This window comes from Arsenicicoccus dermatophilus (assembly GCF_046267915.1).
Lineage (GTDB): Bacteria > Actinomycetota > Actinomycetes > Actinomycetales > Dermatophilaceae > Arsenicicoccus > Arsenicicoccus dermatophilus_A.
In genome coordinates this window covers 289573-304432 of record NZ_CP176520.1, presented here as the reverse complement: position 1 = coordinate 304432, position 14860 = coordinate 289573, and the positions used below count along the sequence as shown (strand labels likewise).

The 14860-nt window shown below is 72.9% G+C and carries 14 protein-coding genes; 5 read left to right on the top strand and 9 right to left on the bottom strand.

All coding sequences use genetic code 11. The features are described from left to right. Nucleotides 1–24 precede the first annotated feature (24 nt). Nucleotides 25–576 carry a DUF2231 domain-containing protein gene (locus ACK2IS_RS01770; protein ID WP_409484455.1) on the top strand — a complete coding sequence of 184 codons (552 nt, stop codon included), beginning with the start codon at nt 25–27 and terminating at the stop codon, nt 574–576. A gap of 109 nt (nt 577–685) precedes the next feature. Here the strand turns inward: ACK2IS_RS01770 and ACK2IS_RS01765 are convergent, their stop codons facing one another. The 5 genes from ACK2IS_RS01765 to ACK2IS_RS01745 all read right to left on the bottom strand — a co-directional run bounded on the left by ACK2IS_RS01765 (nt 686) and on the right by ACK2IS_RS01745 (nt 5293). After that, entirely contained in the window at nt 686–1630 is a 945-nt protein-coding gene (locus tag ACK2IS_RS01765) for a hypothetical protein (protein WP_409484454.1), read from the bottom strand. 195 nt (nt 1631–1825) lie between these two features. Continuing rightward, nucleotides 1826–2752 (bottom strand): ABC transporter substrate-binding protein, encoded by a 927-nt coding sequence (locus tag ACK2IS_RS01760; RefSeq protein WP_409484453.1) that lies wholly within the window; start codon nt 2750–2752, stop codon nt 1826–1828. Nucleotides 2753–2772: 20 nt separating this feature from the next. Next, nucleotides 2773–3552 carry an ABC transporter permease gene (locus ACK2IS_RS01755; protein WP_409484452.1) on the bottom strand — a complete coding sequence of 260 codons (780 nt, stop codon included), beginning with the start codon at nt 3550–3552 and terminating at the stop codon, nt 2773–2775. Continuing rightward, entirely contained in the window at nt 3549–4196 is a 648-nt protein-coding gene (locus ACK2IS_RS01750; protein WP_409484451.1) for an ABC transporter permease, read from the bottom strand. The genes ACK2IS_RS01755 and ACK2IS_RS01750 overlap by 4 nt, the downstream gene beginning before the upstream one ends. Beyond that, nucleotides 4193–5293, bottom strand: coding sequence for an ABC transporter ATP-binding protein (locus ACK2IS_RS01745; protein WP_409484450.1), 1101 nt, complete (start codon nt 5291–5293; stop codon nt 4193–4195). Before ACK2IS_RS01745 ends, ACK2IS_RS01750 begins: the two co-directional genes overlap by 4 nt. 204 nt (nt 5294–5497) lie before the next feature. On the opposite strand from ACK2IS_RS01745, the gene ACK2IS_RS01740 reads away from it, so the two are divergent. Then, nucleotides 5498–5890, top strand: a complete 393-nt coding sequence (locus ACK2IS_RS01740; RefSeq protein ID WP_409484449.1) for a hypothetical protein — start codon at nt 5498–5500, stop codon at nt 5888–5890. 127 nt (nt 5891–6017) lie between these two features. Here ACK2IS_RS01740 and ppk2 read toward each other — a convergent pair whose 3' ends face one another. The 4 genes from ppk2 to ACK2IS_RS01720 form a co-directional block, all read right to left on the bottom strand. After that, entirely contained in the window at nt 6018–6863 is an 846-nt protein-coding gene (gene ppk2 / locus ACK2IS_RS01735; protein ID WP_409485624.1) for a polyphosphate kinase 2, read from the bottom strand. A gap of 234 nt (nt 6864–7097) precedes the next feature. Continuing rightward, complete coding sequence (locus ACK2IS_RS01730; protein ID WP_409484448.1) at nt 7098–7325, bottom strand: DUF6458 family protein; 228 nt, start codon at nt 7323–7325, stop codon at nt 7098–7100. 110 nt (nt 7326–7435) lie between these two features. Continuing rightward, on the bottom strand, nt 7436–9301 hold the full coding sequence (locus ACK2IS_RS01725; protein WP_409484447.1) for an NHL domain-containing thioredoxin family protein: 1866 nt from the start codon (nt 9299–9301) through the stop codon (nt 7436–7438). Continuing rightward, on the bottom strand, nt 9298–11298 hold the full coding sequence (locus ACK2IS_RS01720) for a cytochrome c oxidase assembly protein (RefSeq protein WP_409484446.1): 2001 nt from the start codon (nt 11296–11298) through the stop codon (nt 9298–9300). The genes ACK2IS_RS01725 and ACK2IS_RS01720 overlap by 4 nt, the downstream gene beginning before the upstream one ends. Before the next feature lie 164 nt (nt 11299–11462). Between ACK2IS_RS01720 and ACK2IS_RS01715 the strand changes: the two genes are divergently transcribed. The 3 genes from ACK2IS_RS01715 (at nt 11463) to ACK2IS_RS01705 (ending at nt 14851) form a co-directional block, all read left to right on the top strand. Further along, nucleotides 11463–12365 carry a maleylpyruvate isomerase family mycothiol-dependent enzyme gene (locus ACK2IS_RS01715; RefSeq protein WP_409484445.1) on the top strand — a complete coding sequence of 301 codons (903 nt, stop codon included), beginning with the start codon at nt 11463–11465 and terminating at the stop codon, nt 12363–12365. Nucleotides 12366–12527: 162 nt separating this feature from the next. Then, nucleotides 12528–13007, top strand: coding sequence for a MarR family winged helix-turn-helix transcriptional regulator (locus ACK2IS_RS01710; RefSeq protein WP_409484444.1), 480 nt, complete (start codon nt 12528–12530; stop codon nt 13005–13007). After that, a complete protein-coding gene (locus ACK2IS_RS01705) occupies nt 13007–14851 on the top strand; it encodes an MDR family MFS transporter (protein WP_409484443.1) in 1845 nt (614 codons plus the stop codon). The genes ACK2IS_RS01710 and ACK2IS_RS01705 overlap by 1 nt, the downstream gene beginning before the upstream one ends. The last annotated feature ends 9 nt before the right edge of the window (nt 14852–14860 follow it).

Sequence of the window (14860 nt, the reverse complement as noted above, 5' to 3'; positions counted from 1 at the left end):
CCCCTTCCTCCTGGAGGACCCACCATGTTCGACCTCTTCGACGGCCTGCCCGTCCACGTCCTCGTCGTCCACGCGGTCGTGGTGCTCGCGCCCCTCACCGCGCTCCTCGCCGTGATCTACGCCCTCGCGCCCCGCACCCGCCTCGGCCTGCGCCGGCCGCTCGCGGCCCTCGCGATCGTCACCGGCATCACCGGCTTCGTCGCCGGCGAGTCCGGGGAGAAGCTCGAGCACCGGCTCGGCAACGGTGGCGAGGCGGCCGTGCACGCCCACGCCGAGGCCGGCGACCTCCTCAAGGTCCTCTGCCTGCTGTTCATGCTGCTGGTGCTGGCCTCGGTCCTCGCGCTGCTCAAGCCGGGCCGCCCCGAGGCCGTAACCGACGGTCACGACGGCGGGCGCCGTGGCAGGGACGGCAGCACCCGCGCCGACTCCCGCGAGGCCGGTCGCGCCAAGCAGGGACCGCTCGCCCTGATCACCGCCGCGGTGCTGACGCTCGCGTCGCTGGGCGTGGCCTACCAGACCTTCGCCACCGGCCACAGCGGCGCCAAGGCCGTCTGGAGCGACCAGATCACCCCCTGAGCTCGCCCTACCCACCCCACCCACCCCACCCACCCCAGGATCGTGTGCGTCTGCCGCCGGTTTCCGGCCGCAGACGCACACGATCCTGGGGCGGCGTCATACAGGGGACTCAGGCGCACCGTGGACAGGCGCGCACCGCGCCCGCCCACCCACGGTTCGCCAGGCACGCCGCCCACAGCCGCGCCGTGCGGCACGGGTCCACGGTCACGGCAGCCCAGTCGGCGCGGAAGGTGCCGTAGCCCGCCGCCAGGTGCCGCGCATCCAGCGCCAGGTCCCGGAAGCCCGCCTCGCCGGCGTGGAACGCCCGCCCGTCCAGCTCCAGCAGGCTGCGCGTCGCCAGGTGCGCCCCGTCAGCCGGGTGCCCGGTCTCCGGGACGACCCACTGCCGCGCCAGGGTGGGCAGCCCGTGGCCGCGCTCGACGTCGTCCACCCATCGCTTCTCCAGGTGCGAGTGGACCCCGGCGGCGACGTCGAGGAGCAGGTCCTTGGTCAGGGCCCGGTGCCGCACCCTCCTGCGCCCGCGGGCCCGTTCGAGGATCCGGTCGGCGGTCGTGAGTCGCCGCTGGCAGGCCCGGCTGAGCCAGGTCAGGCAGGCCCGCTCACCGCCTTCGTCACACAGGTCCAGGACGGTGTCCTCTATCCGGGTGGTCGGCGTCTGACCCGGAAGCGACGCCAGCCGCACCCCCGGACGCTCGCGCACCACCCGGATGCCCGGACACCGGGCACGCGGCAGGGTGGTCCAGGGCACGAGCACCTCCACCGTGGCGGGTTCCTCGTCCACCAGTCCCTGCAGCCGTCCGGCCGTGGCGCCCCGCAGCCTGGCACCGGGACCGCCGTGGAGCAGACCGGCCCGGATCCGCTGGTCGAACGACAAGCGCCGCGCCGTCGGTACCGCGGCATACACCCCGGGGAAGACGTGCTGCCACCGGCTGGTGAGGCGCCGCACCGTGGTGTCGGGCAGGCCGAGCGCCAGCAGCTGAGACCTGCTCACGACCGCGTCCTGGGTGGCGAGGAGCTGGTCGAGAGCGGTGGTGGCGCGTGCGCGAGCAGTCATCGGGCGATCATGTCCGCGGGCACGGACCGGGGCCGGCGACCACGGGTGGGCTGTGGACGACGCCGCCCCGACCGCGACGCGCGGTGGACAACGCTGCCCCGCACCGCGATCGTGTGCGTCTGCCGCCGGAAACCGGCGGTAGACGCACACGATCCTGCGAAGGGGGGAGCGAAGGGGGGGAGCGGGAGGGGGCGGTCAGCCCAACGAGCTCGCCTTGAGCCAGTCGGCCGCCACCTCGGCGGGCTTCTGGTGGTCCACGGTGACCTGCTTGAGCATCGTGGTCAGGGCGGCGGTGTCGAGCTTCGCCGAGACGGCGTCGAGCGCCCCCTTGCCCGTGGCGTCGAGCCGACCCGTCACGGCGAGCGGCACCACCTGCTGGGCGGGGAAGAAGTTCTTGGGATCCTCCAGCACCACGAAGTCGTTGACCTGGATCGCCGGGTCGGTGGTGAAGATGTTGGCCAGGTCGACCTGGCCGTTCTTCAGGCCCTGGACGGCGAGCGGCCCTCCGGCGTCGAGCTTGCGGAAGCCCTTGAAGGTCAGCCCGTAGGTCTGCGTGATCCCGGGGATGCCGTAGGAGCGGGACTGCCACTCCGCAGGCCCGCCGATGGTGAGGTCCTGGGACTTGCCCGCGAGATCCGTGATCGACTTCACCCCCAGCTCGGAGGCGCGGGCGCGGGTCATCACCACGGCGTCCTTGTCCTCGGCCTTGGCGGGCGCGAGGACCTCGAGCTGCCGGGGCAGGCCGGCGCGCAGCTCGGCAAGGATGCCGGCGGGGTCGGAGGCCTTGGCGTCCTTGTTCAGGTAGCGGTCCAGCGCGCCGGTGTACTCCGGGATCACGTCGATCGAGCCGTCCTTGAGAGCCGGGATGTACGTCTCCCGCGAGCCGATCCCGAGCTTGGTGTCGACGGCCACGCCCTTGGCCCGCAGGGCCCCGGCATACACCTCGGCCAGGAGCTTGGACTCCGGGAAGTCCGCGGAGCCGACGACGACCTTGGCGCCACCGGCGGCCGAGCCCGAGCCGGCGCCCGCGGAGGTGGTGGCCAGGGGGTCGCTGCCTCCGCCGCACGCCGTCAGGGCGAGGGCGAGGACGACTCCGGTCGCGAGGGTCAGGGTCGTGCGCATGGGCTCTCCTCCAGGGGTTGTCACGCCGCGGACGCGGACGTGCGGTCGGGGTGCATGGGCTGAGCGGGTATGCCGTCAGGATCGTCCGTGCCCGGCCGCCGGTGCCGACGCCGCGGACCGGTCCCGCCGGTGAGGCCGCGGGACACCACGAGCCGCTGGACGAGGCCGAGGAGCAGATCGACGACGAGGGCCAGGACGGCGACCAGCACACCGCCACCCGCCATCCGGGCGTAGTCGTGGGCGGCCTGGCCGTCGATGAGGTAGCGCCCCAGTCCGCCGATGGACACGGTGGCCGCCACGGTTGCCGTGGCGATGACCTGCATCGTCGCGGACCGCAGCCCGGACACGAGCAGCGGCATGGCGCACGGGATCTCGACCTGGCGCAGCACCTGCAGCCCGGTCATGCCCATTCCCTTGGCGGCGTCGCGGGCGGCGGGGTCGACCTGCTCGACACCGCTGACGGTGCCCGCGAGGATCGGGGGGACGGCGAGCACGACCAGCACGAGCACCACGGGCACGAGGAAGGCCGCGTCCCCGCTCAGGTGGGGCCCGAGGAGCAGGATCGCCAGGAAGAGCAGCCCTAGCGTGGGGATGGAGCGCGCGCCGTTGAGCAGGTTGACGACCACGCGCTTGCCGCGGCCGGTGTGACCGACCCACAGGCCGGCGGGCACCGCGATCAGCGCGGCGAGGGTGACCGTCAGCGCGGTGCAGGCCAGGTGCTCGACGACGCGCGTCGGGATGCCCTCGGGGCCCGACCAGCTGGCGGGGTCGGACAGCCAGTGCAGCAGCGAGGAGATCATGCGCCGGCTCCCGTCCCGCGCCGCCAGGGGGTGAGGGCCTGCTCGGCGAGGGTGATGACGGCGTCGAAGGCCAGCGCGAGCAGCACGCACGCGACGATGCCGACGACGATCGGGGTCAGGAACCCCACGGCGAAGCCGTCGGTGAACAGCACGCCCAGCTGGGGCTGGCCGATGAGGGCGGCGACGCTGAGGATCGACACGTTGGAGACAGCGGCGACGCGCAGCCCGGCGGCGATCACGGGTATGGCGAGCGGCAGCTCGACGGTGAGCAGTCTGCGCACCCGGCCGATGCCCATCGCGGTCGCCGCCTGGCGGGTGTCCTCGGGCACCGAGCCGAGCCCGTCGACGACGGTGCGCACGAGGAGGGCGACGGTGTAGATCGTCATCGCGACGACGACGTTGAGAGGGTCGACGATGCGGGTGCCCAGCACCAGCGGCATGAGGATGAACAATGCGAGCGAGGGGATGGTGTAGAGCAGCCCGGACCCGAGCACCAGCGGCTGCCGCAGCCACGGCAGGCGGGTGGCGACCCAGCCGAGGGGCAGGGCGATCAGCAGCCCGACGACCAGCGGGACGGCCGCCAGCCAGGCGTGGGTGAGCAGCAGGTGCAGGACGTCGGAGAGGTTGTCCTGGAGCCAGGTCACGTGGGCTCCCCTGCTGCGCGCTCGATCTCGGCGAGGATCTGCGGACCCCGGACGGTTCCGACGAACCTGCCGGCCTCGTCGACGAGCACGCCCTTGCGGGTGGGTGAGGACAGCGCGGCGTCCAGGGCGGCCCGCAACGACCCGTCGGCCCGGGCCACGGTGCCGCCGCGGTGCAGCAGGCCTGGTTCGACCCGGTCCCTGAGCGCGGCCACCCGCGCCCAGCCCTGCGGGCGCCCGGTCTCGTCCAGGGCGAGCACCCAGCCGGCGTCGCCGGCGACCCGTCGCACCTCGTCCAGCCCGTCGCCGAGCCGCACGGTGGGCTCGGGGTGCAGCGGCATCCGGCCGGCAGGGGCGAAGGCCAGGCCGCGGTAGCCGCGGTCCCGTCCGACGAAGTCCGCGACGAAGTCGTCGTGCGGGTCGTGCAGCAGCCGCTCCGGGGTCCCCACCTGCGCGAGCTGCCCGCCGACGCGCATGACGGCGATCTGGTCGCCGAGCTTGACGGCCTCGTCGATGTCGTGGGTGACCATGACGATGGTCTTGCCGAGGTCGCCCTGCAGGCGCAGGAACTCGTCTTGCAGCTGGTCGCGCACCACCGGGTCGACGGCCGAGAAGGGCTCGTCCATGAGCATCACCGGCGGGTCCGCCGCGAGCGCCCGCGCCACCCCGACCCGCTGCTGCTGGCCGCCGGACAGCTGCGCCGGGTAGCGCCGGGCGAGTGCCGGGTCCAGGCCGACGACCTCGAGCAGCTCCATCGCGCGGGCGCGGGCGCGGGCCTTGTCCTGCCCGAGCAGCCGCGGAACGGTGGTGACGTTGTCCAGGATGGTGCGGTGCGGGAAGAGCCCGGCGTGCTGGATGACGTAGCCGATGCCGCGGCGCAGCTCGTCGGGGTCCAGCGACGCCGAGTCGACCCCGTCGATGGTGATCGTGCCGCTGGTGGGCTCGATCATCCGGTTGATCATCCGCAGGCTGGTCGTCTTGCCGCAGCCGGAGGGTCCGACGAAGACCGTGATCTGCCCGGTCGGGCACTCCAGGGTGAGGCCGCCGACGGCGGTCGTGCCGTCCGGATAGGTCTTGGTCACGTCGTCGAAACGGATCATCCCGTGAGGTCTCCTGGCCCTGGCGGTGGTCACGCCCGTGGGCGCCGGCTCGTACCCGAGCCACCGTACCCACCAATCGACCGACGGTGGCGACTGCGCAACGGCCCGTCACCGATCGTTGCCCTTCGCGGGAGGTGACCCCGGCGGGTGACTGACCGGCGCCCCTCGGCGGCGGCCCGACAGGTTCGGCCTAGGCTCGGGGGCATGACTGCTCGGGTGATCGCCTTCGACCTGGACGTGCTCGTGGAGCCGGGGACGAGCCGGCCGTATGCCGACAGCCGGGGCGTCCTGGACCGGGTCCTGGCGGTCGGCTCCCGTCCGCTCGTGGTGGCGGAGGCCGCCGACCGGGGGCGCGCGGACGAGACCCTGCACGCGCTCGGGGCGGACACCGCCCGGGTGGCGGTCGCGGACCCCGCCGAGCTGCCCGCCGCGGACGGGCTCACCCTGGTGACGCACCGCCCCGGCGCCGCGACCGCCGCCGTGGGGGACGGTGCGGCCACCGGGGCCGTGTGGGTCAACCGCCACGACCGGCGCGAGCTGGAGGACGTGCTCACCCTGTCGACGCTGGACGGCGTGCCGGACGCGCTGGCTCCCTGAGCCCAGGGAGTCGGACCCGGCACGTCTCGGAGCCTGGGCGGCGCGCCCCGGGCCTGGACCTGCGCGCCCGGGGCCTGGGCGGGGCGACGCGGGTTCGTCGGAGCGTGGTCGGTCGGCGCCTCGCCGGTCAGCTCCTGCTGCTGCCCTTGCGGGTCGTGGTCCCCCGGCTCTGCGCGCCGCGCCCCGTGGCGCTCTTGCCCTTGCCCTGACGCTTCGTGCCCCGCGCGCCGTCACCCGTGCCGTCGTCCTCGATCAGGGTGGACGCCCAGTCGGCGACATACCGCTGCTGGTCCCGCGGTGGCCGCACGTAGCCCTGGGCGGCCGGCCGCTGCGGGATCTGCACGGTCGGCGGCTCGATGTGCAGGTAGGGGATCGAGTCGAGCAGGTGCTTGATGACGTTGAGGCGGGAGCGCTTCTTGTCCTCGGACTCCACGACGAACCACGGCGAGCTGGGCAGGTCGGTGTGCGCGAACATCTCGTCCTTGGCGCGGGAGTAGTCCTCCCAGCGGGTGATCGACTCGACGTCCATCGGCGAGAGCTTCCAGCGGCGCATCGGGTCCTTCAGGCGGGAGCGGAAGCGCTTCTCCTGCTCCACGTCGGAGACGCTGAACCAGTACTTGCGCAGGATGATCCCGTCGTCGATGAGCATCTGCTCGAAGACCGGGACCTGGCGCAGGAAGCGGGCGTACTCCTCGTCGGTGCAGAAGCCCATGACCCGCTCGACGCCGGCGCGGTTGTACCAGCTGCGGTCGAAGATCACGATCTCCCCGGCGGCCGGCAGGTGCTCGACGTACCGCTGGAAGTACCACTGGGTCCGCTGCCGCTCGGTCGGTGCGGGCAGGGCGGCGACGCGGACCGATCGGGGGTTGAGGTATTGCGTGATCCGCTTGATGGCCGAGCCCTTGCCCGCGGCGTCCCGGCCCTCGCAGATGACCACGACGCGCCTGCCGGTCTCCTTGACCCACTGCTGCATGGTGACGAGCTCGGCCTGGAGCCGCTCCAGCTCGGCCTCGTAGGCGTCCTTGGGGATCTTGGGCAGGCGCACGTGCTCAGCCTCGGGGCCGGGGCGGGGTGCGGGGGTCTGTGTGGGTCGGGCCATCGGACCATTGTGCCTTCCTGTCCGCGCTGCACCCCACGGCATGCCGATCGCGCGCCAACCGCGAAGGCTGACGCGCGATCGGGGCCGGAGGGTGGTGGTGCGGTGGCCTCAGTAGCGTTCGCGGGGCAGACCGGTGTCCCGGTGCTCGACGAGCGTCTCGTGGGTGGTGTGGCGACGGGCGTTCTGCATGATCAGCGCGAGAACGAGCGAGAGCGCGCCGGCGACCATGAGGATGGTGCCGATCATCTGCAGATCGACCCCCTGGATCGGGTCGGCCACCGCGAACCTGAGGATGGCTCCCACGACGAGCAGAAAGATGCCGAGTCCGATACCCATGGGACACTCCGTTCGGTCACGCCCGCGGGGTGACGGGCTGCTGCCTCAAGTCATACCCATCGTGATTCTTCAAGCCGCCTTTGGTGAGGATGTTCACTCACTCGGCGCAACTAGACGCCCCGGAGGTCCAAGGGGAGGACATCAGGGGCACCTGCGCGTAGCACCACGGGTAGGCCCCAGTCCTGCTGGTAGAGGTGGCAGGCGGCGTGCTCGGGGATCTCCCCGGTCACCGGGTCGCCGTCGCAGGCGGCCGCCCGCACGCCGATGTGCAGGATCCCGTCGCCCACCCGCTCGTCGAGCACCAGCCGCCGCGTGAGCCCCTGGGCGGTACCGGCGCCCTCGCGCAGCAGGGCGGGCGGGGAGGCCGAGACCATGAGCTGGGTGGGGTCGCCCCACCGGGTGTCGAGCTTCTGGCCGGTGGGCGGGACGAAACTCACCTCCAGTGCGACCTCGCCCGCGGCCAGCTCGGTCGGCGGGCGACGGGTGGTGTGCGACGACCCGTCGACCTGCTGGCCGTCCAGCCGTATGCCGAGCCGGCGCACCTCGTGCCCCGCGGACTCCACGACGGTGACCACCAGGACGCCGTCCTGCGGCGCCGCGGCCGGATCACCCGCCACCGTCACGTCGCTCGGCTCCCGCAGCCCGGTCGCGACCGTGGAGACCGTCCGCGTCGCCGGGTCGTAGCGTCGCAGCGCGCCGTTGTAGGTGTCGGCGACCAGGACGCTGCCGTCGGCCAGCGCGCACAGCCCCAGCGGATGCTGCAGCAGGGCCTGGTCGGCGGCGCCGTCCACGTGCCCGAAGTCGAAGAGCCCCTGCCCGACCGGCGTCCGCAGCACCACGCCACCCGCGAGCCCGGCGCTCTCGTCGGCCAGGACGACCTGCCGGATCGCGGAGGTCTCGGCATCGGCGACCCACAGGGTGCGGCCGTCCACGGAGGTGGCCAGGCCGCTGGGCTGCGCCAGCCAGGCCTCCACGCCGCGCCCGTCGCGGATGCCCTCCGCGGAGGTGCCCGCCAGCACGCGGATCTCGTTGTCCGCCGGGTCGGCCCGCAGCTGCAGCGCCCACAGCTGGTGGGTGCCCGCCATCGCGACGACGAGGACCCCCTGCCACCAGGCGACGTCCCAGGGGGTCGACAGCTCCTGCTCCAGGGCCGGGCCCTCCCCGGAGCGCTCGCGCAGCTGCGCCCCGGTGCCGGCGAGGGTGGTCCAGCGGCCGCTGCTCGTGTCCAGCCCCCGCACCCGGTGGCCCACGCTGTCGGCCACGACCAGGTCGTAGCCCACCTGCTCGGCCACCTCTCGGGGCAGCCGGCAGATCCCCTGCGGCTCGGTGAGCGCAGGCTCCGCCGCCCAGCGCGCGACCTCGGTCGTCAGGTCCTCGGCGAGGCGGACCACCTGGTGGTGGGCGGTGTCGGTGACCACGACCCCGCCGTCGTCGGTCTCGACCGCCTTGCCGGGGAAGCGCAAGGTGGTGGCCGGGGCGGGCGGTGCGACATACGGCCCGTCGCCGCGACGCAGGGTGCCCTTGGCCTCGTGCTCCTCGAGGAGCTCGCGCACCAGGGAGGTGAGCCCCGGACCGTGCCCCTCCCCCGACAGCGAGGCGACGACATAGCCCTCGGGGTCGATGACGACCAGGGTGGGCCAGGCGCGGGCGGTGTAGGCCTGCCAGGTGACCAGCTCGGGGTCGTCGAGGACGGGGTGGTGGACGGCATACCGCTCGACGGCCGCCGCGAGCGCCTCCGGGTCGGCCTCGTGGACGAACTTGGGCGAGTGGACCCCGATCAGCACCAGGGAGTCGGCGAACTCCTCCTCCAGCGGCCGCAGCTCGTCCAGGACGTGCAGGCAGTTGACGCAGCAGAAGGTCCAGAAGTCGAGCACCACGACCTTGCCGCGCAGCTCGGCCAGGGTGACGTCGTGACCGCCGGTGTTGAGCCAGCCGCGGCCGGCCAGCTCGGGGGCGCGCAGGCGTGGTCGTCTCATCGCTGGACCTCCAGGTCCTTGTCGTGGGCGGCGATCCGGGCGAGCCGCTCGTTGTAGGCGCGCAGCTGCGCGTCCTCGTCACGGTCGGCCTCACGGTCGTAGCGACGGGTCTCGCGCGAGTCCGACCGCACCCAGTCCAGGACGACGAGCAGCGCGAGCAGCATGGTCGGGAACTCCCCGACGCCCCAGGCGATCCCGCCGCCGTCCTGCTGGTCCTGGAGCAGCCTCCAGCCCCAGCCCAGGTGCAGCGTCTCGTAGAACTCGCGGGCCAGGACGCCGGTGCCGCTCATCAGCGAGATGCCGAACCACGTGTGGAAGCCGATCGTCCCGAGGAGCAGCACGAGCCGCATCGGCGGGGTCCACTTGCGGGGGCCGGGGTCGATGCCGATGAGCACCCAGGCGAATCCGTACCCCGCGAGGATGAAGTGGACCACCATGAGCACGTGCCCGGTGTGGGTGCGCAGCGCCAGCTCGAACAGCGGCGAGTAGTAGAAGACGATCAGGCTGAAGAAGAAGTTGACGGCGGCCACGATCGGGTTGGCCATGAAGCCCAGCCACCGCGACTGCAGGCAGGCCAGGAGCAGCTCGCGCAGACCGAAGGAGCCGTCCCGGCGCGGCCGCAGCACCCGCAGCGCCAGGGTCGACGGCGCCGCCATGACGAGGAACATGGGGACCGCCATCGACAGCGCCATGTGCATCGACATGTGCCAGGAGAAGGACACCTTGCCGTAGACCCCGGGGGCGCCCTGGGTGGTGTGCAGGAAGATCAGGTGCCCGACCAGCCAGGCGACGGTGCGCAGGACCGGCCACCGGTCGCCGCGTCGGCGCAGGACGCGCACCCCGTGCAGGTAGAGCCCCACGGCGACGAGCGACAGGGACAGCCACAGCCAGTCCACGCGCCAGGTCGTCAGCCAGGACCAGGCGTGCGGCTCGGGCGGGGCGGGATAGCCGGTCAGCGACTCGGTCGCGGAGATGCCCGGGCGGGACTGCGGGACCGGCGGGGCGGACCGGGACAGCGCCACCCCGAGCCCGAGGGCCAGGCCCATGACGGCCGTCTCGATCGCGGCGAACCTCGCGAAACCTCCTCCCACCTCGGGGTGCTCGCGCAGCCTGGCGACATACGACCGACGCTGCTGCAGCCCGATCAGGGCCAGGGTCACGAGCAGGCCCACCTTGACCAGCAGGACCAGGCCGTACGCCGAGCCCAGGGCGCCGAGGGAGCCGACCCGGATGGCGGCGTTGAGCACCCCGGACAGGGTGACGAAGGCCAGCGACCAGGTCGCCACCGCGCTGTAGCGCTCGACGGTCGTCGCCAGCGCGGGGGCGTCCAGGCGCGGGCGCAGCACCAGGATGCCGATGAGCCCGCCGAGCCACAGGACCGCGCCGACGAGGTGGTACTGCAGGGAGGTGACGGCCGTGTCGTGGGCGGTGCCGCCCGCGGCGTGGCCGGCCAGCCCGAGGGGGAAGCACGCGACCAGGCCCAGGACCAGCATCCAGGCGAGGGTGAAGCGGGAGCGCCCGACCGCCGCGCCGGTGGTCACCGCGATGGCGAGCAGCGACGCGACGACCATCGCCTTGAGCGCGTCGAAGGTCATCGCGACGGCGCCGAACTGGTCCCCGAAGCCCGGGTCCAGCGGCGACATGCCGGCTGCCGCGGCGAAGGTCAGGACCACGCCCAGCAGCCCGGTGACCGCCCACACCATCCCGGTGGCGCCGGCCGCGCGGGCCGCGGCGATGCGTCGGCCGCCCTCGGCGTCGTCGGGCACCAGCATCGTGCCCACGAGCAGCAGCCCCACGGTGGCGGCGAAGGCCACGTCGTGCAGCACCCGGACCACCGGGAGCCCCCACCGCACCAGCGCCCCGGGGTCGGCGAGCCGGTCGACGGCGAAGGCGCCGCCCACCAGGCCACCCAGCACCACCGCGACCAGGCCCGCCAGCACGGGGATCGTCAGGACGGAGCGCCGCAGCGCGGGGGCGGGGTGGGCGAGACCGGTCACCGCTCCAGGCTAGTCCCCGGCGGACGAGATGCCCCGCCGTGGCCCCGCCACGGCGCCGTGCCCGCCCTGCCGCCACCTCGCCGGCCGCCCGCCCGCGGCCGACCCCCGGCGGACCGTTTCAGGCTGCGCGGGCCCTTGTCGGTGGGCGCCCCTAGGGTGGGGCCATGCCCATCCACCCGGCACCTCCGACCGATCTGCCCGGCCTCGTCGCGGCCTTCACCCGCACGGTGCAGGCGGTGATCGACCTCGGCCGACGGCTGACCGACGAGCAGCTGGCGCTCCCGACCGACTGCCCCGGCTGGACGGTCAAGGACCAGATCAGTCACGTGGTCGCCCTGGAGGCTCACCTGGAGGGCCTGCCGGAGGCCGAGGTCGTGGTCCCCGACGGCGACCACGTGCGCAACGAGCTGGGTCGGTTCACCGAGCGGGGTGTCGAGGCCCGCCGGTCCCGGTCGGGGCAGGACGTGGTCCGCGAGCTGGAGTACGTCCTCGGTCGCCGGGTCGCCGCGCTCGGCTCCCCCGGCCTCGAGCTCGACTCCGTGGTGCCCACGCTGCGCCCCGAGGGCGGACCGGTCGGCGACCTGCTGCGGCTGCGGTGCCTGGACGTCTGGGTCCACGAGCAGGACATCCGCACCGCCGTCGACGAGCCCGGCAACCTCGACTCCCCCGCGGCCGCGATCTTCGTCGCCGAGGCGGTGCGGACCCTCCCGGCGGCCATCGCCCGTCGCGCCCAGGTGCCCGTGGGTGACACCGTGATGCTCGAGCTCACCGGCCCGGTGACCACCCGGATCGGTGTCCGCGTCGACCCGGGCACCGAGCAGGACCCGCGCCCCGTGGGCACGGTGCTGTTCGGCGGCGGCGCGGAGGCCTCGGGCACCGGCAGCACCACGACCTCGCTGCGGGCGATCGACCCGGCGACGCAGGTCACCGTCGTCAAGCTGTCCACCCGGGCCTTCGAGCGGCTCGCGGCCGGCCGCCGCGGGGTCGACGCCGTGCCCTTCACCGTCGCGGGCGGGGACGAGGACGTGGCCCGGCGGGTGCTCGGTCAGCTGTCCTTCCTGCCCTGACCGGCGGCCGGGGCACCGCGGGGGCTGATCGGGGCGGATCGCCACCATTGTCCGGTGCCGCGCGTCCGGTCGCCATACGGGCAGATGTCGCCCCGGAACGGGCCTGAGCAGAGCCTGAGGATGTTGCTTCCCTACCGTTTTTTAGTTGTATGCTGCAAGCAAATGAATGACTCCGATCCTCGCCACGAGGCCGCCTCACGGCTCGCCGCGGCCCTCAGCGGCGTCATCCGCGCCGGCTTCCTGGTCAAGCAGACCGTCCCCCTCACGACCACCGGGATCGACCACGGCGCCCTCCCGGTGCTGTTCACCGTCCACGAGCAGGAGCGGCGGGTCTCCGACATCGCCGGCATCTGTCACACCGACGTCTCCACCACCAGTCGCTACGTCACCGCCCTCGCCCAGCAGGGGCTGGTGACCAAGGAGCCCGACGAGCACGACCGTAGGGTCTCCGTCGTCCGGATCACCGACACCGGCCGCAAGTCCGTCGAGGTGCTGCGGCGCGGGCGCTCCCAGATGTTCGCCCGGATCCTGCACGACTGGGAGCTGGCCGAGATCGAGTCGCTCACCCGGTCGCTGGACCACCTCGTCGCCAGCGTCGACACCTACCTGCAGACCACCCGCACCACCACCAAGGGAGCCTGATGGCCACCGCCGCCACCCCCGCCGCCCCCGCGCGACACGACGGGGAGCTGTCCCACCAGCAGATCCTCACCATCATCCTGGGCCTGATGGCCGGGATGTTCCTCGCGGCCCTCGACCAGAACGTCGTGGGCACCGCCATCAAGACCATCGCCGACGACCTGCACGGCCTCGACCAGCAGGTCTGGGTCACCACGGCCTATCTCATCACGTCGACGATCTCCACCCCGATCTACGGCAAGCTGTCCGACATCTACGGCCGCAAGACGTTCTACCTGGCGGCCATCACGATCTTCATCATCGGCTCGGCGCTGTGCGCCTTTGCCGGCTCGATGTACCAGCTCGCCGGTTTCCGCGCCGTCCAGGGCCTCGGCGCCGGTGGCCTGATGTCCCTCGCCCTCGCCATCATCGGCGACATCGTCCCGCCCCGGGAGCGCGCCAAGTACCAGGGCTACTTCCTCGCGGTCTTCGGCACGTCCGCGGTCCTCGGGCCCGTCCTCGGGGGCTTCTTCTCCGAGCGGTCCGACATCCTGGGCCTCAAGGGCTGGCAGTGGATCTTCTTCATGAACGTGCCGATCGGCCTGATCGCCTTCGCCGCCGTCACCGCGACCCTGCATCTGCACCACGTCCCGCGCAAGGCCCGGATCGACTGGGCGGGCGCCACCACGATCGTCGTGGGCCTGGTCCCCCTGCTCCTGGTCGCCGAGCAGGGCCGCACCTGGGGCTGGACCTCGCCGAGCTCGCTGCTGTGCTTCGGCATCGGGCTGATCGGCCTGGCCGCCTTCGTCTGGTCCGAGGCCCGCGCCGGCGACGACGCGCTCATCCCGCTGCGCATCTTCCGCAACCGCACCATCGTGATCGCCCTGTCCGGCGGCTTCGTGATCGGCGCCGGGATGTTCGGCGGCATGATGACCATCCCGCTCTACCTGCAGATCGTCCACGGCTCGCGACCGATGGAGTCGGGCCTGCAGATGCTGCCGATGGTCGTCGGCATGATGATCTCCTCGATCGTCTCCGGCCAGCTGATGACCCGCACCGGCAAGGTGCGCATCTACCCGATCATCGGCGTCGCGCTGATGACGATCGTGCTCTTCCTGCTCTCCCGCATCGGGGCGGACACCAGCCTCAGCCTGGTCATGGTCTACATGTTCTTCTTCGGCCTCGGCCTGGGCCTGACGATGCAGCCGCTCACCCTCGCGGTGCAGGCGGCGGTCAGCTCCTGCGAGATCGGTATGGCGACCAGTTCGGCGACGTTCTTCCGCCAGATCGGTGGCACGCTGGGCGTGGCGATCTTCCTGTCGGTGCTGTTCAACTCGCTGCAGGACAAGATCGGTGCCGCCTTCACGGCCGCGGCCACCGACCCGTCCTTCGTCAAGGCGCTGCGCGACCCGGCCGTGGCGGGCTACTCCCCCGAGTCGGCGTCCTTCGTCAAGGCCATGGCCGCAGGCAGGGGCGGCGGCGCGCTCGGGGACGTGGGCAGCGACTCCTCCGTCATCGGCACGCTGCACCCGACGCTGTCGCACCCGATCAAGGTGGGCTTCTCGCAGTCCATGGACACGGTCTTCCTGCTCGGCTCCGTCGTCTGCGCGCTCGGCGTGGTCGTGCTGCTCTTCCTGCCCGATATGACCCTGTCGAACCGCTCGGCCATGGCCACGGCGGCCGACGAGCGGGCCCGGTCCCTGGACCCCCTCCCCGAGGACGCCTCGGACGAGGACCGCGAGCTGCACGCCGGCCTGCAGAAGTTCCTGCTCGACGCGGCCGCCGCGGAGACCGGCGGCCACACCCTGGAGGAGATCCCCTCCCGGCAGTGGCAGGAGGACACGGCAGGCAGCGCCCGCCGCTCCTGATCCCCGGCC